17 protein-coding genes are annotated in these 15,798 nt (G+C 68.3%); 13 read left to right on the top strand and 4 right to left on the bottom strand.

Annotated features, from left to right (window positions below; genetic code table 11):
• Nucleotides 1-32: 32 nt before the first annotated feature.
• The 11 genes from AC07VS_RS22935 (at nucleotide 33) to AC07VS_RS22885 (ending at nucleotide 10,674) form a co-directional block, all read left to right on the top strand.
• Nucleotides 33-872: an ABC transporter substrate-binding protein gene (locus AC07VS_RS22935; RefSeq protein ID WP_492346653.1), complete on the top strand. Its 840-nt coding sequence runs from the start codon at nucleotides 33-35 to the stop codon at nucleotides 870-872.
• Nucleotides 869-1,888 carry a FecCD family ABC transporter permease gene (locus AC07VS_RS22930; protein WP_494752116.1) on the top strand — a complete coding sequence of 340 codons (1,020 nt, stop codon included), beginning with the start codon at nucleotides 869-871 and terminating at the stop codon, nucleotides 1,886-1,888. The genes AC07VS_RS22935 and AC07VS_RS22930 overlap by 4 nt, the downstream gene beginning before the upstream one ends.
• On the top strand, nucleotides 1,885-2,715 hold the full coding sequence (locus AC07VS_RS22925) for an ABC transporter ATP-binding protein (protein WP_494752115.1): 831 nt from the start codon (nucleotides 1,885-1,887) through the stop codon (nucleotides 2,713-2,715). Before AC07VS_RS22930 ends, AC07VS_RS22925 begins: the two co-directional genes overlap by 4 nt.
• Before the next feature lie 9 nt (nucleotides 2,716-2,724).
• The gene (gene cobO, locus AC07VS_RS22920; RefSeq protein ID WP_492346201.1) at nucleotides 2,725-3,294 is read left to right on the top strand and encodes a cob(I)yrinic acid a,c-diamide adenosyltransferase; all 570 of its coding nucleotides are present in this window, start codon (nucleotides 2,725-2,727) and stop codon (nucleotides 3,292-3,294) included.
• Between the two features lie 2 nt (nucleotides 3,295-3,296).
• A complete protein-coding gene (gene bluB / locus AC07VS_RS22915) occupies nucleotides 3,297-4,049 on the top strand; it encodes a 5,6-dimethylbenzimidazole synthase (RefSeq protein ID WP_494658625.1) in 753 nt (250 codons plus the stop codon).
• Nucleotides 4,045-5,058 carry an adenosylcobinamide-phosphate synthase CbiB gene (cbiB, locus tag AC07VS_RS22910; RefSeq protein WP_492346654.1) on the top strand — a complete coding sequence of 338 codons (1,014 nt, stop codon included), beginning with the start codon at nucleotides 4,045-4,047 and terminating at the stop codon, nucleotides 5,056-5,058. Before bluB ends, cbiB begins: the two co-directional genes overlap by 5 nt.
• Complete coding sequence (locus tag AC07VS_RS22905) at nucleotides 5,055-6,053, top strand: aminotransferase class I/II-fold pyridoxal phosphate-dependent enzyme (RefSeq protein ID WP_494752114.1); 999 nt, start codon at nucleotides 5,055-5,057, stop codon at nucleotides 6,051-6,053. Before cbiB ends, AC07VS_RS22905 begins: the two co-directional genes overlap by 4 nt.
• Nucleotides 6,054-6,108: 55 nt before the next feature.
• Nucleotides 6,109-7,572 (top strand): cobyric acid synthase, encoded by a 1,464-nt coding sequence (locus AC07VS_RS22900; protein ID WP_494752147.1) that lies wholly within the window; start codon nucleotides 6,109-6,111, stop codon nucleotides 7,570-7,572.
• A 305-nt stretch (nucleotides 7,573-7,877) separates the two neighbouring features.
• Nucleotides 7,878-9,203: a homoserine dehydrogenase gene (locus AC07VS_RS22895; protein WP_494752146.1), complete on the top strand. Its 1,326-nt coding sequence runs from the start codon at nucleotides 7,878-7,880 to the stop codon at nucleotides 9,201-9,203.
• Between the two features lie 94 nt (nucleotides 9,204-9,297).
• Nucleotides 9,298-9,903, top strand: coding sequence for a hypothetical protein (locus AC07VS_RS22890; protein WP_492346205.1), 606 nt, complete (start codon nucleotides 9,298-9,300; stop codon nucleotides 9,901-9,903).
• Nucleotides 9,904-9,969: 66 nt separating this feature from the next.
• Nucleotides 9,970-10,674: a phosphatase PAP2 family protein gene (locus AC07VS_RS22885; RefSeq protein ID WP_494658622.1), complete on the top strand. Its 705-nt coding sequence runs from the start codon at nucleotides 9,970-9,972 to the stop codon at nucleotides 10,672-10,674.
• Nucleotides 10,675-10,809: 135 nt separating this feature from the next.
• Here the strand turns inward: AC07VS_RS22885 and AC07VS_RS22880 are convergent, their stop codons facing one another.
• Nucleotides 10,810-11,103 carry a hypothetical protein gene (locus AC07VS_RS22880; RefSeq protein WP_492346207.1) on the bottom strand — a complete coding sequence of 98 codons (294 nt, stop codon included), beginning with the start codon at nucleotides 11,101-11,103 and terminating at the stop codon, nucleotides 10,810-10,812.
• A gap of 251 nt (nucleotides 11,104-11,354) precedes the next feature.
• Here AC07VS_RS22880 and AC07VS_RS22875 point away from each other — a divergent pair, with 251 nt between their 5' ends.
• On the top strand, nucleotides 11,355-12,551 hold the full coding sequence (locus AC07VS_RS22875) for an MFS transporter (RefSeq protein WP_492346208.1): 1,197 nt from the start codon (nucleotides 11,355-11,357) through the stop codon (nucleotides 12,549-12,551).
• 90 nt (nucleotides 12,552-12,641) lie between these two features.
• Here AC07VS_RS22875 and AC07VS_RS22870 read toward each other — a convergent pair whose 3' ends face one another.
• Together AC07VS_RS22870 and AC07VS_RS22865 are read right to left on the bottom strand one after the other, a co-directional pair.
• A complete protein-coding gene (locus AC07VS_RS22870; protein ID WP_492346209.1) occupies nucleotides 12,642-12,938 on the bottom strand; it encodes a hypothetical protein in 297 nt (98 codons plus the stop codon).
• A 71-nt stretch (nucleotides 12,939-13,009) separates the two neighbouring features.
• Nucleotides 13,010-13,312 (bottom strand): hypothetical protein, encoded by a 303-nt coding sequence (locus AC07VS_RS22865; protein ID WP_492346210.1) that lies wholly within the window; start codon nucleotides 13,310-13,312, stop codon nucleotides 13,010-13,012.
• Nucleotides 13,313-13,619: 307 nt separating this feature from the next.
• Here AC07VS_RS22865 and AC07VS_RS22860 point away from each other — a divergent pair, with 307 nt between their 5' ends.
• Nucleotides 13,620-15,185: a class I adenylate-forming enzyme family protein gene (locus AC07VS_RS22860; RefSeq protein ID WP_494752113.1), complete on the top strand. Its 1,566-nt coding sequence runs from the start codon at nucleotides 13,620-13,622 to the stop codon at nucleotides 15,183-15,185.
• A gap of 24 nt (nucleotides 15,186-15,209) precedes the next feature.
• Here the strand turns inward: AC07VS_RS22860 and AC07VS_RS22855 are convergent, their stop codons facing one another.
• The gene (locus tag AC07VS_RS22855) at nucleotides 15,210-15,773 is read right to left on the bottom strand and encodes a lipid-binding SYLF domain-containing protein (RefSeq protein WP_494658620.1); all 564 of its coding nucleotides are present in this window, start codon (nucleotides 15,771-15,773) and stop codon (nucleotides 15,210-15,212) included.
• Nucleotides 15,774-15,798 lie beyond the last annotated feature (25 nt).

Below are 15,798 nucleotides of genomic sequence, written 5' to 3'. Positions count from 1 at the left end.
TCCGATTCCCGCTGGCGTGGCTGTTGCTCGCGATGCTGAGCAGCCTGTGCCAGGCCGCGGCCCCCATCGAACTGCAGGATGACCGCGGCGTCAGCGTGCAACTGGCCCAGCCGCCGCAGCGCATCATCAGCCTGCTGCCCTCGCTGACGGAGTCCATCTGCGCCATGGGTGGCTGTGCCCGCCTCGTGGGGGTGGACCGTTACTCCACCTGGCCTGCGTCGGTGCAGGCCCTGCCGCACCTGGGGGGGCTGGACGACGCCAACATCGAGGGCATCGTGGCCTTGCGGCCCGATGTGGTCTTGCTGGCCAAGTCGGCCCGTGCCACGCCCCGGCTGGAGCAGCTCGGCCTCAAGGTGGTGGCCCTGGAGCCGCGCAGTTACGCCGATGTGCAACGCGTGCTGGGCAAGATCGGCGTGGTCCTGCAGGTGCCCGATGCGCAGGGCGCGGCGCGCATCTGGCGCCAGATCGATGCCGAGGTCTCGGCCGCCGCCCAGTCGCTGCCGCCGAAGGTGCGCAACACCCGGGTGTATTACGAAGTCAACCGAGCGCCCTATGCGGCCAGCGAATCGTCCTTCATCGGCGAGACCCTGAGCCGGCTGGGCGCGCGCAATGTGGTGCCCGCCTCGCTGGGCCCCTTTCCCAAGCTCAACCCCGAGTATGTGGTGCGCGCCAACCCTGACCTGATCATGATTGGGGACCGCAACTTCGAAGGCCTGATGCAGCGCCCGGGTTGGGATCGCATCCGCGCCGTGCGCGAGGACCGCATCTGTCGCTTCAGCGCTGCCGAATCCGATGTGATGGTGCGCCCCGGCCCCCGCATGGGCGAGGCCGCACGCCTGATGGCGCGTTGCCTGCAGGAGCGCTCGCCATGAGCCCACGCGCCTGGCGGCCGGCCGCCGTGCTCTTCGTGCTGGTGCTGCTGGTGGCCGGTCTGCTGGCGCTCAGCCTGGGCGTGGGCAGCACCGGTTTCCAGCGGGTGACCCAGTTGTTCGACGACCCCCTGGCCGCCCAGATCGTGCTCGACATCCGCCTGCCCCGCTCGCTCGGGGCCCTGGCCGCCGGGGCTTTGCTTGGGCTGGCCGGCTCCGTGGCGCAGGGCTTGTTCCGCAACCCGCTGGCCGACCCCTACCTGCTGGGCAGTGCCTCAGGGGCTTCGCTGGGCGTGGCTTTTGCCCTGGTGTGGCTGGGGCAAAGGCCCTTGAACCTGCTCTTGTCATCCGACTGGCTGATGCGCCTCGGCCTCACCGGCGCCGCCTTTGTCGGTGCCGTGGGCGCCGTGTTGCTCACCCTGGCGCTGGCGCGAGGCGTGCAGCAGACCCTGCGCCTGTTGCTGGCCGGGGTCATCGTGGGCGTGGTGTTGGGCGCCATCACCTCTTTGCTGCTGCTGCGCGTGCCCGAGATCATGCAACCCATGCAAGCCTTCATGCTGGGCAACACCGGCTTTGTCGGCTGGACCTCGGCCCTGCTGATGGGCGCGGTGTGGTGCGTGTGCGCCCTGGTGGCGCTGGGGGCGGCCCGGGGCCTGGACGGACTGTCGCTCGGTGAATCGACGGCCCTCAGCCTGGGCCTGCCACTCGGCGTTTTACGCGCGGTGCTGGTGGCCGTGCTGGCGTTGGCCACCGGCACGGCCGTGGCCCAGACCGGCTTGATTGCCTTTGTCGGCCTGGCGGCGCCGCACCTGGTACGCGGGCTGGTCAAGACGGGCCATGCCTGGCAGCAGCTGCTGGCCAGCCTGACCGGCGGCTGCCTGCTGATGCTGGCCGACGTGCTGGCGCGTGGCCTCACGGCACCACAGGAGTTGCCCGTGGGTGCCTTGACGGCGGTCCTGGGCGGCAGCTACCTGCTGTGGCTCATGCACCGACGCGACAGCCTGGGGGGCGGCGCATGAGCGCCGTGGTCGCCTCCTCCACGCTGGCCCTGCAGGCCCGGGGCGTGAGCGCCCGGCTCGGTGAGCGACCGGTGCTGCACGCCATCGACCTGGGCTTGCGCCAGGGGGCCTGGACCAGCATCGTGGGCCCCAACGGGGCCGGCAAATCGACCTTGCTGCGGGCGCTGGCGGGCCTGCTGCCCTGCGCTGGCGAGATCACCCTGCTGCAGCGCCCCTTGCGCCAATGGCCCGCGCGCGAGCGGGGGCGCACCGTGGCCTGGCTGGGGCAGGGTGAACAGGCGGCCCACGACCTGCGGGTGCTTGACGTGGTGATGCTGGGGCGCCTGCCCCACCGCGGCTGGCTGGCCGCGCCCGGCGCCGCCGACCACGCGGCCGTGGAGCAGGCCTTGCGCAGCACCCAGGCCTGGGAATGGCGCGAGCGCAGTCTGGGCCAGCTGTCGGGCGGCGAGCGCCAGCGCGTGTTGCTGGCCCGCGCCCTGGCCGTGCAGGCCCCGGTGCTGTTGATGGACGAGCCCCTGGCCAACCTGGATCCACCGCACCAGTCCGACTGGCTGGACACCGTGCGCCAACTGGTGGGGCAGGGCCGGACCGTGGTCAGCGTGCTGCATGAACTCGGCATGGCTTTGCAGGCCGAAGAGCTGGTGGTGATGGCGCAAGGCCGCATCTGCCACCACGGCAGCACCGAGGCCCCGGCCACGCACCGCGCGCTGGAGCAGGTGTTTGACCAGCGCCTGAAGATCCACCCGGTCCAGGGGCAATGGGTGCCCCTGCCCGTGGCCCGGGCCGAACCCACGTCAGAACCCACATCCCACCCCCACACTTCCTGAAGACCTCCCATGCAGATCGAAACCCCCCCCACCGAAAAGCCTTATGACAAAGCCGAGGGCGAGCGCCGTGGCCTGATCATCGTCAACACCGGCGATGGCAAGGGCAAGAGCACCGCGGCCTTCGGCCTGGCCCTGCGGGCGCATGGCCGCGGCAAGGCCGTGAAGATCTACCAGTTCATGAAGGTGCCCAGCGCCCGCTTTGGCGAACACCGCATGTTCGAGCAACTGGGCATCCCGGTGGAAGGCCTGGGCGACGGCTTCAGTTGGAAGAGCAAGGACCTCGATCACTCTGCCCAGTTGGCCCGCGATGGCTGGGCCCGGGCGCGGGACGTGATCCTGGCCGGCGAGCATTTTCTGGTGGTGCTCGACGAGATCACTTACCCCCTGATCTATGGCTGGCTGCCCTTGGGCGAGGTGCTGACCACCCTGCGCGACCGCCCGCGCCAGGTGCACGTGGTGCTCACCGGGCGCCGCTGCCCCGAAGAGATCGTGACGATGGCCGACACCGTGACCGAGATGAAGCTGATCAAGCACGCCTTCCAGGCCGGCATCCCGGCCCAACGGGGCATCGAGGATTGAGCATGGCCAGCGACCTTCCGCCCCGGCAGGGCGATCCCCAATCAGCCCGTCCAGGCGCCGACACCTCGCCTGCCGCCCAGGCCTTTGCGCCTGCCGAGCGCGAGGCCGTGTACCGGGCCATCCATCAGCGCCGCGACATGCGCCACTTCAGCGGCGGGCAGGTGGCCCCTGAGCTGCTGCGCCGCTTGCTCGATGCCGCCCACCACGCCCCCAGCGTGGGCTTCATGCAACCCTGGCGCTTCATCCGCATCAGCCAGCCCGACACCCGGGCCCGCCTGCACGCCCTGGTCGAGGTCGAGCGCGTGCGGACCGCCCAGGCCCTGGGGGTGAGGCAGGAGGAATTCTTGCGCCTCAAGGTGCAGGGCGTGCTTGAATGCGCCGAACTGCTGGCCGTGGCGTTGAGCGACGGGCGTGAGCGCCACGTCTTCGGGCGTCGCACGCTGCCCCAGATGGACCTGGCCTCCGCCAGTTGCGCCATCCAGAACCTGTGGCTGGCGGCCCGTGCCGAGGGCCTGGGCATGGGCTGGGTTTCGATCTTCGATCCGCTGGAGGTTGCCCGCGTGCTGGGCTTGCCCGAAGGGGCCGAGGTGATCGCGCTGCTGTGCCTGGGGCCGGTCACGGCCTTCTACGAACAGCCCATGCTGGAGCAAGAGCGTTGGGCGCGCCGCGCCGCTTTGGGTGAACTGGTGTTCGACGAGCAATGGGGACGGCCCAGTGCCTTGTTTGCGGAGGGGCCTGGCCTTGAGTCTGATTGAACCCTGGGTCGGCCTGGCGCTGGCCGCGGCGGTGCCCCTGGCCCTGGGGGTGGATCGCCTGTGGGGCGAGCCGCCCACCGCCGTGCACCCGGTGGTCTGGATGGGGCGTTACCTGGGCTGGGTCGGGCATCGGCTGGCACCCCGTGAGGGTGTGGGCCCCGACCCCGAGGGCCGGCGGGACCTGCCGCGCCTGCTCGGCGGGGCCTTGCTGTGGTGCCTGGGCGCGGGGGCGTGTGTGGCTCTGGCCGGCGGCCTGCAAGCCTGGGCCCTGCAGCAGCCGGCCTGGTTGACGGCCGGGGTGCTGGGGCTGGCACTCAAGCCGCTGCTGGCCTGGCGTCTGCTGGGTGAAGAGGTGCAGGCCGTGGAGGATGCCCTGGCCGTGTCGCTGCCCGCCGGTCGTGCCCGACTGGCCTGGCTGGTGAGCCGGGATGTCAGCCAGCTGGGGCCGCATCAGGTGCGTGAGAGCGCGATCGAGTCCCTGGCCGAGAACCTCAACGACTCGGTGGTGGCGCCCTTGTTCTGGTTTGCCGTGGCCGGTTTGCCGGGGGCCGCGCTGTACCGCTTTGCCAACACCGCGGATGCGATGTGGGGCTATCCGGGCTGGCGCGGCGGCAGCGCTGGGCGCCACTATTGGGCCTGGGCCGGCAAATGGGCCGCCCGCGCGGACGATGTTCTGTCCTGGTGCCCGGCGCGGCTCACGGCACTGTTGCTGGCCTGGCCCGGGCGCTTGCGTTGGCATGGCGTGCGCAGTGAGGCGGCCAAGACCCCTTCGCCCAACAGCGGTTGGCCCATGGCGGCCATGGCCTTGCGCCTGGGCGTGCGCCTGGGCAAGCCGGGAGCCTATGTGCTGAATCCGCTCGCGCCGACACCTTTGCCGGTCCACACGCAGCGGGCCTTGTCCTGGGCCGGTACGGCGGTGGTGTGGGCGGTGGCCTGGGCGGGGGCGCTCAGTGGGGGCAGCCTGGCCCTGGCCTCGGCCTGGTCCCGCTGCCTGGGTGGGGTTGCATGAGTGCGCTGCCGCGCGTGCATGGCGGCCCCGATGCGCAGGGGGTGCCGCAGCACGACTTTTCCACCAACAGCAATGCGTGTGGCCCGTGCCCGACTGCCTGGCAGCAGGTGAAGGCGGCTGATGCCGCCCATTACCCCGACGCGGCGTATCAAGCACTGCGCGAGCGGCTGGCCATGCACCATGGGGTGGCCATTGATCGGGTGCTGCTGGCGGCCAGTGCCAGTGAGTTCATCTTCCGCTTCACCGCCTGGGCCTGGCGCGAAGGCCTGCGACACGTGCGCCTGCCTCGGCATGCCTATGGTGACTATGCCCAGGCGGCCCGGGCCTGGGGTCTGGCGCTGACGACGCATGAAGACATTGCCGGCCCCGTGGCAGACGCTTCTCCGCGGCCCTGTCTGGCCTGGGCCTGTGAACCCGCCAGCCCTCTGGGCGCTGACCTGCCCGGGGACGCGGTGTTCGACGGCGCTGCCCTGGCGGTGCTGGACCGCGCCTACGAGCCCCTGCGCCTCAGCGGTGCCAGCGGGCTCTCTGCAGCCTGTCTGGCCCAGGCTTGGCAGCTCTACAGCCCCAACAAGGCCCTGGGCCTGACGGGGGTGCGCGGGGCCTATGCACTGGCCCCTGTCGGAGCCGAGGCGGCGGTGCCCGCCCTGCAGGCCTTGTGTCCGTCGTGGCCGCTGGGCGCCCATGGCGTGGCCCTGCTGCAGGCCTGGTGCGAGCCGGCCGTGCAGGATTGGCTGGCCGAATGCAGGCCTCGATTGCGCGCCTGGAAAGACCAGCAGCAGGCACTGTGTCACCATCTCGGTTGGCAGGTCCGGCCCAGTCAGGCCAACTTCTTTTGTGTGCAGCCCACGCCCGCCCACGCGGCCCGCCTGCCGGCCTTGCGCCAGCAGGGCATCAAGCTGCGCGATGCCACCTCCTTCGAGCTGCCGGGGTGGTGGCGCATGGGCGTGTTGCCCCCCGCATCCCAGCAGGCGCTGGCCCAGGCCCTGTCTTGACATCGGAACCGACATGACCCTTCAGAAAACAACCCCCGGCCCGGCGCATTGCGTCATGGTGCTGGGCACCACCAGCGGTGCCGGCAAAAGCTGGCTGACCACGGCCCTGTGCCGTTGGTATGCGCGCCAGGGCTTCAAGGTGGCGCCCTTCAAGGCGCAGAACATGAGCAACAACGCCCGTGTGGTGGCGGGGCCGGGCGGCCAGTCCGGTGAGATCGGCAGCGCCCAGTACTTTCAGGCCCTGGCCGCCGGGGCTGAGCCCGAGGTGCGCATGAACCCCTTGCTGCTCAAGCCCGAGGCTGACACGCGCAGCCAGGTGGTGCTGCTGGGCCAGGTCGACACCGCCTTGACCGAGATGCCCTGGCGTGGCCGCAGCGAGAAGGTGTGGCCCGCCATCGCCCGGACCCTGGACGACCTGCGCGCCGACCACGATGTGGTGGTGATCGAAGGCGCTGGTTCGCCGGCAGAGATCAATCTGCATGCCAGTGACATCGTCAACCTGCGTGTGGCGCGCCATGCCCAGGCCGAATGCCTGTTGGTGACCGACATCGATCGCGGCGGTGCTTTTGCCCACCTCTACGGCACCTGGGCCCTGCTGCCCGAGGACGAACGCCCCTTCATCCAGGGTTTCGTGCTGAACAAGTTTCGCGGCGATGCCAGCCTGCTGGCCCCCGGGCCCGAGATGCTGGAGCAGCTCACCGGCGTGCCCACCGTGGCCGTGGTGCCGATGAAGTGGCAGCACGGTCTGCCCGAGGAGGACGGCGTGTTCGACGACCGCAGCGCCGGTGTGAGCGGCGCGGTGCACACCCGCATCGCGATGGTGGCTTACCCCCGCATCAGCAACCTCGATGAGTTTCAGCCGCTCAAGAATGTGCCCGGTGTGCGCCTGAACTGGGCGCGCAGCCCGGCCGATCTGGACGGTGCCGACTGGGTGATCCTGCCCGGCAGCAAGGCCACGGCAGCCGATCTGGCCTGGCTGCGCTCACAAGGCCTGGACCAGGCCGTGGCCCGCCATGCCGAACGCGGTGGCCGGGTGCTGGGCGTGTGCGGCGGCCTGCAGATGCTGGGCGAGGCCCTGATCGACACCCAGGGCATCGATGGCAACGCCCCCGGACTGGGCCTGCTGCCCCTGGTGACCACATTCGAAGCCGAAAAAACCGTGCGCCACACCGAGGCACGCTTTGCCGACGTGGCCGCGCCCTGGGCCGCCCTGTCACAGGTGGCCCTGCAAGGCTATGAGATTCACCACGGCCAGACGGCTCCGCACCCGGCCATGGCCGCGGCCGGTGATGTGGCGCGTGAGCTGATCCCCGGTTTGGCCTGGCAGAGTGCCAACGGGCGTGTGTTGGGCCTGTACCTGCATGGCCTGTTCGAGGATGCCGCGGTGCTGCAAGCCCTGTTCGGGGCCGATGCACCCACGCTGACGCAGGTGTTTGACCGCCTGGCGGACCAGGTCGAGCAGTGCTTCGACCCGGCCTGGCTGCAGCGCAGCTGCGAACGGGCCCGGGCAGGGCATTGAATTTTGCCGTTACACTGTGGCGCATGTCTTTTGAACGCAGCCTCAACGCCTTCTTCACCGCCTGTGCGGTGTCGGCAGGCGCGTCCGTGATCGCACGGACCGGGGCATCGTGCATGGGCATGATGATTAGCACCATTACCACCGCGGCCCCCTAGCAGCGTTGGGGTGGCCGTACCGGCTGCCCCTGGTGTGAGTCTCCGAACCAACCCAGCCCGGCAGCTGGGTTTTTCATTTCTGGTCCGGAGAAACACATGTACCACGATCCCGAATCCCATTTTCCCGAGGGTGCCCTGGCGGCGGCCTCGTTGCCGGCCCTGCGCGTGGGCCTGATCGGCCTGGGCACGGTGGGCGCAGGCACTTTGCAGGTGCTGCAGCGCAACCGCCATGAGATTGCGCTGCGGTCCGGCCGGCCGATCCGTGTCACCGTGGCCACGGCGCGCAATCTGCAGCGCGCGGCCAGCCTGGTCGGGCCGGGCGTGCGACTCGTGAGCGATGCCCAGGCCCTGATCGCCGACCCGGAGGTCGATGTGGTGGTCGAGGCCGTGGGAGGGACCGAACTGCCCCGCCAGTGGTTGTTGCAGGCACTGGCGCTGGGCAAGCCCGTGGTCACCGCCAACAAGGCCTTGCTGGCGCACCATGGCAGTGAGATCTTTGCGGCCGCCTCGGCCGCCGGCACCTGTGTGGCCTTTGAGGGCGCGGTGGCCGTCAGCATCCCGATCATCAAGGCCTTGCGCGAGGGCCTGGGGGCCAACCGCATCGAGTGGGTGGCTGGCATCATCAATGGCACCAGCAATTTCATCCTGAGCGCCATGCGCGAGCGCGGCCTGGGCTTCGAGGCGGCGCTGGCCGAGGCCCAGCGCCTGGGCTATGCCGAGGCCGATCCGGCATTTGATGTGGACGGCGTGGACGCGGCCCACAAGCTCACCTTGCTGTCGGCCATGGCCTTCGGCACACCGGTGCAGTTCGAGCGAGCACATGTGGAGGGCATCCGCCACCTGCAGGCCCAGGACGTGCGACTGGCCGAGCGCCTGGGCTACCGCGTCAAGCTGCTGGGCGTCACGCGGCGCCGGCCCGAAGGGCTGGAGCTGCGCGTGCACCCGGCCCTGTTGCCGGCCGACCAATTGCTGGCCCAGGTGAACGGAAGCATGAACGGCATCCTGGTCAAGGGCGATGCCTCGGGGGTCACGATGTATTACGGGGCGGGGGCGGGTTCCGAGCCCACGGCGTCGGCCGTGATCGCCGACCTGATCGACCTGGCGCGCCTGCACGGCGGGCCGCAACAGCACCGTGTGCCGCACCTGGCCTTCCAGCCCGCGGCCTTGCGGCCCTTGCCGGTGTTGCCCATGGCGGCACTGCGTGGCGCCCATTACCTGCGCTGGAGCGTCGCGGACGAGGTGGGGCTGAACCCCTTGATGGCCCGCTTGGCGGCCGCACTGGAAGCCCATCGCATTCCGGTTCGCCGGCTGGAGCGGGTGCCTGGCGAGGCTGGGCAGGCGCCGGCCGTGGTGGTGTTGACCGGGCTGGCCCTGGAGGGCGACGTCGTGGCGCTGCGGGAGTCGATGGCCTTGTCTTTGGCCTCGGCCGACACGGTGGGGGGCGCGGCCTGGCTGCGCATCGAATCGCTGGCCTGATGCCACCTGGACGCAGGCGGGTGGCGTCGGATCGGGTCCGGGCTGGCTACACTCAGCGGCTCTCCAACCCAATCAACGCTGACCGCTGCCCCCGATGGACTTCTTTTTATTGGCCCTGTTCGCGGGCTTCGCCTTTCACATCGTCAAGACCCATGACCAACGCCGCCGCATCGGCTTGCTGGGCAGCGTGCTGGGTCAGTACCAGATCGAAAAACTGATGGAGACGGTGACCGAGGGTTACTTGCGTGCACTGGGGGAAAAGGATTTGGCACGGCGTGACCAGATCTGGCAACTGCTGGCCAGCGCCGAAACCAGCCTGAGTGACCAGTTCAGCCGCTTTGCCCAGGAGTTTGCCCGGCTCGATGCTTCGCTCACCCGGGTCAGCCGGTTCCCCGTCGCCTTGCCCTGGGTGGACCGACTGCTGCCGGCCTTCACCTTCGATCTGCGCGAACTGTTCAAGATCCACGCGCGCGGATTGGCCCAGGCGGCCCAGGCCCAGGGCGGCTTGTCGCAGCGCGATCGGGCCTATCGGCTGTCGGCTGAGTTGTTCCTCATGCAGCACAGCTGCCACTGGTTCTGCAAGTCGAAAGCCGTGGCATCTGCCCGCTTGCTGAGGCGCCACCAGACCTCGCACGCGCAGGTGCTGGCGGCCGTGTCGCCCGAAACAAGGCGCGCCTACCTGGCCCTGGTGGCGGGTTGAAACCCTGTTGCCGGGTTTCATCGCTACACTTCGCTAGGTATTAACCATGAGAAAGCTGAGCCTTCCATGATCGATGGGTTGCCCGTCACCCCCCAAACCTGGGAGAGCATCACCTCGCTGGGGTCCGCGGGCCTGATGCTGCCGGTTTGGCTGTTGACCTGGCTGGGGGTGTGGCTGGCCCGCGAGCGATTGGCCGCCGGGGTTTGGCTGGTGACCCTGGGGGCGGCGGTGGCCCTGACGCTGATCAGCAAGACCTTGTTCATTGGCTGGGGCATCGGCATCGCCGCCTGGGATTTCACGGGGTTCAGTGGCCATACGCTGCTGGCGACATCGGTGTTTCCCATTCTGTGCAGCCTGTTGCTCGCTCCCCAGCAGCGGCAATGGCGTTGGCTGACGGCTGCGCTGGGTCTGAGCCTGGCCGCGCTGGTGGCTGTCTCACGGGTGGTGTTGGGGGCGCACAGTGTCAGCGAGGTGGTGCTGGCCTGGTTGCTGGGGGCGGCGGTTTGCGTGTGCACGCTGCTGGCGCTGGGGCGCGTCAAACCTTTTCCGTTGCTGGCGGGCCTGATTCCTCTGGCGCTGCTTTTGCTGGCGGGGCGCGCGGCACCCCACCTGCCCACGCACGAATGGGAGGTGCGCATCGCCCTCAAACTGTCGGGGGCGGAGCGGCCCTACACCCGCGAACAACTGCAGCAGCAATCCGGCGCCTCTCGCGAGCGGGCCTGGCACAGGCCTGACCAGACCGATCAGCCGACACGACTGGCCATCCGCTGACACCGCGACGGAACCTGATCACGCCGCAGTGCTGCCCGCTGTACGAACAACAAAAAACAAAAACCGCTGGGCCCAGGGCTGCAGCGGTTTTTTTCTGGCCAGGCCTCACCGCGCGGGGTGAGGTCTTCTGAGGGCTCAGTAGCTCAGTTCACCGTGCGGCAGCATGCCGGCACGGTTGGCTTGAGCGGCAGCCTGGCGCACTTCGACGCGGGTCAGGGCCGACTTGACCTGGGGCAGCACCTTCGACTTGCTGTCCACGTCGGCTGCGTGCTGTGCGGCGACCAGGGCTTCGGCGTTCACTTCGGCGCGGGTGCGCTGGGCCACGGCAGCGGGGGTCTGGTTGTACTCGGCCAGGCCTTCAGCAAAGCTGGGGGCGGCGGCGAAGGCCGAAGCAGCGATCAGGGCGGAGGCAATGAGAGTGCGGTTCATAAGGGATTTCCTTTAGGTGTAATGCCGACTTGCTGAAATCACAAAATTGGGGCAGCGAGTCGATGGGTTGAACTTTATTCTGATTAGCACATGAGTAAAACGATGCCTTTGGAAAAATACTATTTCTGTTTTCGCAATAAATTGCACGTCTAGCACTGTTATGGCGCCGTCTGCACCGAATTGGTGGCGTGCAGCACCAAAGCGGAATCGGGCCAATCCCGGCAGAATCACAGGCTTTTCAGAAGGCCTGAATGAACTCCTTGTCCCTGACCTTGCGCCTGCTGGGCCTGGCTGCATTCGGCAGCATGGCCTCGATGCGGGTGTGCGACCCAATGCTGGGGGTGCTGGGCCATGACTTTCAGGTCAGCACGGGCGAAGCCTCGCGTGTCATCGCCGCCTTTGCGGTGGCGTATGGCGTGCTGCAGTTGTTCTATGGCCCTTTGGGCGACCGCCTGGGCAAGATCCGGGTGATCAATCTGGCCACGGCGGGCTGTGCGGTGTTCAGCGCCTTGACCGCGCTGGCCCCCAGCCTGGACGTGCTGGTGCTGTCGCGTGCGGCCATGGGCGGTGCGGCGGCCGGCATCATCCCCTTGTCCATGGCCTGGATCGGTGATCAGGTGGGCTATGAGCAGCGGCAGGCCACGTTGGGGCGCTTCATGGGCGCCACGGTCACCGGCATGATGGCGGGGCAGTGGTTCGGGGGGGTGGCTTCCGAGTACCTGGGCTGGCGCGTGGCCTTCGGCCTGTTGTCGGCCCTGTTTGCTGTCGCGGCGTTCACGCTGTACCGCAAGACCGGTGCGCAGCGTGCCGCACACGCGCAGGCCTTGAGCCAGACGGCGCCTGTGCCCTGGCGCCGTTCCTTCCATGCCACCTTGGCCTTGTTGCGCCTGCCCCGGGTGCGCTGGGTGGTCACGGTGACCGCCATCGAAGGGGCGCTGGCCTTTGGCACCCTGGCCTTTGTGCCGAGTCGCCTGGTCAGCACCCTGGGCTTCAGTCCATCGACGGCAGGCGGCGTGATGATGCTGTACGGCGTTGGGGGATTGCTTTACAGCCAGTTTGTCACCCGCTGGTTGCGCCTGCTGGGCGAACGGGGGCTGGCCCTGCTGGGGGGCACCTTGATCGCTGTTTCGTTGTGGGCGCTGGCCTTCGTGCCGCTGGCGGCGGTGGCGGTATCGGCCTGCTTTTTCGCCGGGCTGGGGTTTTACATGCTGCACAACACCTTGCAGACCCAGGCTACGCAGATGGCACCGCATGCCCGAGGCAGCGCCGTCACGCTGTTCGCCTGTCTGCTGTTTCTGGGGCAAAGCCTGGGCGTGCTGGTGGTGGGCAGCACCGTGGACCATGGGGGGCTGGCCGCCGCCATGGCTGTGGCGGGCCTGGGCGTTCTGGTCCTGGCTTGGGCGGTCTCACGGCGGGTGGCGGGGCGGATGGTGGTGTCGGCGGCCTGAATGATAAAAGCCCCGCCGAGCAGGGCAAGGGGGGCAAGAGGAGTGTTGAGTTGGCTCTGGCGTCTGGGCGTTGCGCGACCAGTTTCAGCGTCAGAAGCTCAGTTCACCGCGCGGCAGTTGCCCGGCACGGTTGGCATCGATGGCGGCCTGGCGCACCTCGGTGCGGGTCAGGGCCGACTTGACTTGCGGATGCACCTTGGACTTGGCGTCCACGGCCACGGCAGCCTGGCGGGCGGTCGCGATGCCTTCCAGGCGCATTTCGGCGCTGCTGCGCTGGGAAACGCTGGCAGGTGTCTGCTGGTATTCAGCCAGGCCTTCGGCAAAGCTGGGGGCGCTGGCGAAGGCGGCGGCGGCGATCAGGGCGGCGGTGAGGATCTGGCGGTTCATGGTGGGCTTTCGGGATGAGTTTGGATGGGAGGTTCGTGCTGGAGCGGCCCGCACGGGCCACTCGCCGGGGATCAATAGGTGCTGAGGTCGGGCACCAGGCCGGCGCGGTTGGCGGCGGCAGCCGCCTGGCGCACTTCGGAGCGGCTCAGGGCTGACTTGACCGGGGCGGCGATGCGCGACAGGGTGTCCGGATCAGCCGCGCGCTGGGCGGCCACCAGGGCCTCGGCATGGACTTCGGCGCGGCTGCGTTGCGACACCACCGGGGTCGGGCCCTGGTAGGAGTCGGCTTCACCGCCGGCAAAAGCCGGGGCGGCGGCGAACGCTGCGGCGGCAGCGGCGGAGACGAGGACATAAGCCATCAAAGAGCGGGACATGGTGAGTTTCCTTTCGTATGCTGAAAAAACGTTCCGGGCAGGTCGGGCCGGGGGCCTGGCTTGTCCAGCCTCGATGAAGCGTTGTTTCTGGCTCGCGGCTCATCGATGGAGTGACTGTAGGTGATCGTCTGTTGCAATAAAACAGCTTTTCTTGCAAATGAAAGTTCCCAAAACGGAAACAATCTCAGTAGAAAGCCGTGCACACACCGTCTTTAAGCCCCCGCTTTGGCGGGTTCAGTCGCTGTTGCGACAGGGGCGATCGGGGGGGCGCTCCTTATCATTTCGCCTCCTTTGCCGCCACACACCCATGAGCTCCAACACTGCCACCTCGCCTGCTGCCGCAGGCTTTCAATCCATTCCCGACATGATCCGTGCCCACGCGCTGGCCGAGCCAGGCCGGCGGGCCTTGCTCGAAGAGCAAGGTGGTGCCACCCAGGCCCTGAGCTACGGCGAGCTGGACCGGCTGATGGACCAGGTGGCGACGGCCTTGCAGCGCGACGGCGTGCAGCCTGGCCAGGCCATTGCCGTGTGTGCCAGCAGCTCCATGGCCTATGCCACGGTGTTCCTGGGGGCCTTGCGCGCCGGGGTGGTGGTGGCCCCGCTGGCGCCCGGCAGCACCCCTGAAGCCCTGGCCAGGATGCTGGACGACGCTGGTGCCCGCCTGCTGTTCACCGACGCAGCGGCCGCCGCCACCGTGGCCGAGGCCGGTCAGGGGCGGGTGGCGCGCATTGCACTTGATGGCTCGGCCGTGGGCATGCCCCTGGCCCACTGGCTCGCTGGCAGCGAAACCGCCCCGGCGCGGGTCGAGATCGAACCGGGCTGGCCCTTCAACATCATCTATTCCTCGGGCACCACCGGCACGCCCAAAGGCATCGTCCAGTCGCATGGCATGCGTTCGGCCCACGTGAGTCGGGGTGCGGTTTACGGCTATGGACCCGAATCGCTGACCTTGCTGTCGACCCCGCTGTACTCGAACACCACCTTGGTGGTGTTCTTTCCGACGCTGGCTTTTGGTGGCAGCGTGTTCCTGATGCCCAAGTTCGACGCCGCCACCTACCTGCGCCTGGCGCAACAGCACCGCATGAGCCACACCATGCTGGTGCCGGTGCAGTACCAGCGCCTGATGGCACGGCCCGACTTCGATGCCCATGACCTGGGTTCGACCCACATGAAGTTCTGCACCAGCGCGCCCTTCCATGCCGAGCTCAAGGCCGACGTGCTGGCCCGCTGGCCCGGTGGGCTGGTCGAGTTCTACGGCATGACCGAAGGCGGTGGCACCTGCATCCTCAACGCGCACGTGTCTCCCGACAAATTGCACACTGTGGGGCAACCGGCCGAAGGGCACGATATCCGCCTGATCGACGAAGCCGGGCAAGAGGTGCCTCCGGGCGAGGCCGGTGAGGTGGTGGGCCACTCGGCCGGCATGATGACCGGCTACCACGGTCAGCCCGAGAAGACGCGCGAGGCCGAATGGTTTGCACCCGATGGCAAGCGCTTCATCCGCACCGGTGATGTGGGCCGCTTCGATGCCGATGGCTTTCTGAGCCTGTTCGACCGCAAGAAGGACATGATCATCTCCGGCGGCTTCAACATCTACCCCAGCGACCTCGAGGCCTTGCTGCGCAGCCACCCGGCCGTGGCCGAGGCTGCCGTGGTGGGCATGCCCTCGGTCGAATGGGGCGAGACCCCGGTGGCCTTTGTGGTGTCGCAGCCCGGTGTCGATCCGGACGCTGAGGCACTGCGCCAGTGGCTCAATGAAAGAGTGGGCAAGACCCAGCGGCTGGCGGCCCTGCACCTGATCGACGAACTGCCCCGCAGCGCCATCGGCAAGGTGCTCAAGCGCGAGTTGCGCGACGCGTACGCTGCGCGTTGAGCGCCGCGGGCACAGGGTCTGAGTTCAGGGCTTGATCTTCGAGATCTTGGTGCCTTCCAGGCTCAGGCTGGCCATCAGGCCTTCCTGGTCGAACACGTAGGCGTAGGCGTCATTCTTCAGGGTGGTGGTGCTCAGGTTGCGCGCCACGCCCTCATCCACCAGCACCACGGTGGGGCCGACACCGAACTCCCAGCCTTGGGACTGGTGCAGGTATTTGACGGCCTTGTCGTTCATCAGAAACACCACATAGCCATACGACTGGGCGCCGGCCTGCCAGCCGAATGAGCCGGTGACCGAGTTGTAGAAGCCCTTGGGCAGACCGTTCTCGTACAGAACGCCTTCGCCATAGGCGCCGCCAAAAATCAGGCCGGCCTTGATGATCTTGGGGAACACCAGAATGGCCTTGGCGCTCTTGGCCAGCGCTTCCGAGCCGGGGCGGGTCTTGTACAGCTGTTGCAGGCTGATCTGGGCCTGCTGGCTCAGCGCGCTGCCGTCTGCGGCCAGCGCGGCGGGGGCGCTGAATCCGGTGGCCAGCAAGGCCGCGCCGGTGAGGGCCAGGGTATGGAACATGCGACGGGTGGTGGTCATGGGTGTCTTCCTTGCTTCGTTCGAC

This window comes from Curvibacter sp. GW821-FHT01G03, assembly GCF_059422285.1.
This window is presented reverse-complemented; position numbering and strand designations above follow the sequence as displayed.

Bases quoted from the DNA above. Each gene is read 5' to 3' on its own strand.
- AC07VS_RS22905 (WP_494752114.1), top strand. From the start codon at position 5,055: ATGAGTGCGCTGCCGCGCGTGCATGGCGGCCCCGATGCGCAGGGGGTG.
- AC07VS_RS22865 (WP_492346210.1), bottom strand. From the start codon at position 13,312: ATGTCCCGCTCTTTGATGGCTTATGTCCTCGTCTCCGCCGCTGCCGCC.
- AC07VS_RS22885 (WP_494658622.1), top strand. From the start codon at position 9,970: ATGATCGATGGGTTGCCCGTCACCCCCCAAACCTGGGAGAGCATCACC.
- AC07VS_RS22860 (WP_494752113.1), top strand. From the start codon at position 13,620: ATGAGCTCCAACACTGCCACCTCGCCTGCTGCCGCAGGCTTTCAATCC.
- AC07VS_RS22855 (WP_494658620.1), bottom strand. From the start codon at position 15,773: ATGACCACCACCCGTCGCATGTTCCATACCCTGGCCCTCACCGGCGCG.
- cobO (WP_492346201.1), top strand. From the start codon at position 2,725: ATGCAGATCGAAACCCCCCCCACCGAAAAGCCTTATGACAAAGCCGAG.
- AC07VS_RS22900 (WP_494752147.1), top strand. From the start codon at position 6,109: ATGGTGCTGGGCACCACCAGCGGTGCCGGCAAAAGCTGGCTGACCACG.
- AC07VS_RS22875 (WP_492346208.1), top strand. From the start codon at position 11,355: ATGAACTCCTTGTCCCTGACCTTGCGCCTGCTGGGCCTGGCTGCATTC.
- bluB (WP_494658625.1), top strand. From the start codon at position 3,297: ATGGCCAGCGACCTTCCGCCCCGGCAGGGCGATCCCCAATCAGCCCGT.
- AC07VS_RS22880 (WP_492346207.1), bottom strand. From the start codon at position 11,103: ATGAACCGCACTCTCATTGCCTCCGCCCTGATCGCTGCTTCGGCCTTC.
- AC07VS_RS22890 (WP_492346205.1), top strand. From the start codon at position 9,298: ATGGACTTCTTTTTATTGGCCCTGTTCGCGGGCTTCGCCTTTCACATC.
- AC07VS_RS22930 (WP_494752116.1), top strand. From the start codon at position 869: ATGAGCCCACGCGCCTGGCGGCCGGCCGCCGTGCTCTTCGTGCTGGTG.
- AC07VS_RS22935 (WP_492346653.1), top strand. From the start codon at position 33: ATGCTGAGCAGCCTGTGCCAGGCCGCGGCCCCCATCGAACTGCAGGAT.
- AC07VS_RS22925 (WP_494752115.1), top strand. From the start codon at position 1,885: ATGAGCGCCGTGGTCGCCTCCTCCACGCTGGCCCTGCAGGCCCGGGGC.
- AC07VS_RS22870 (WP_492346209.1), bottom strand. From the start codon at position 12,938: ATGAACCGCCAGATCCTCACCGCCGCCCTGATCGCCGCCGCCGCCTTC.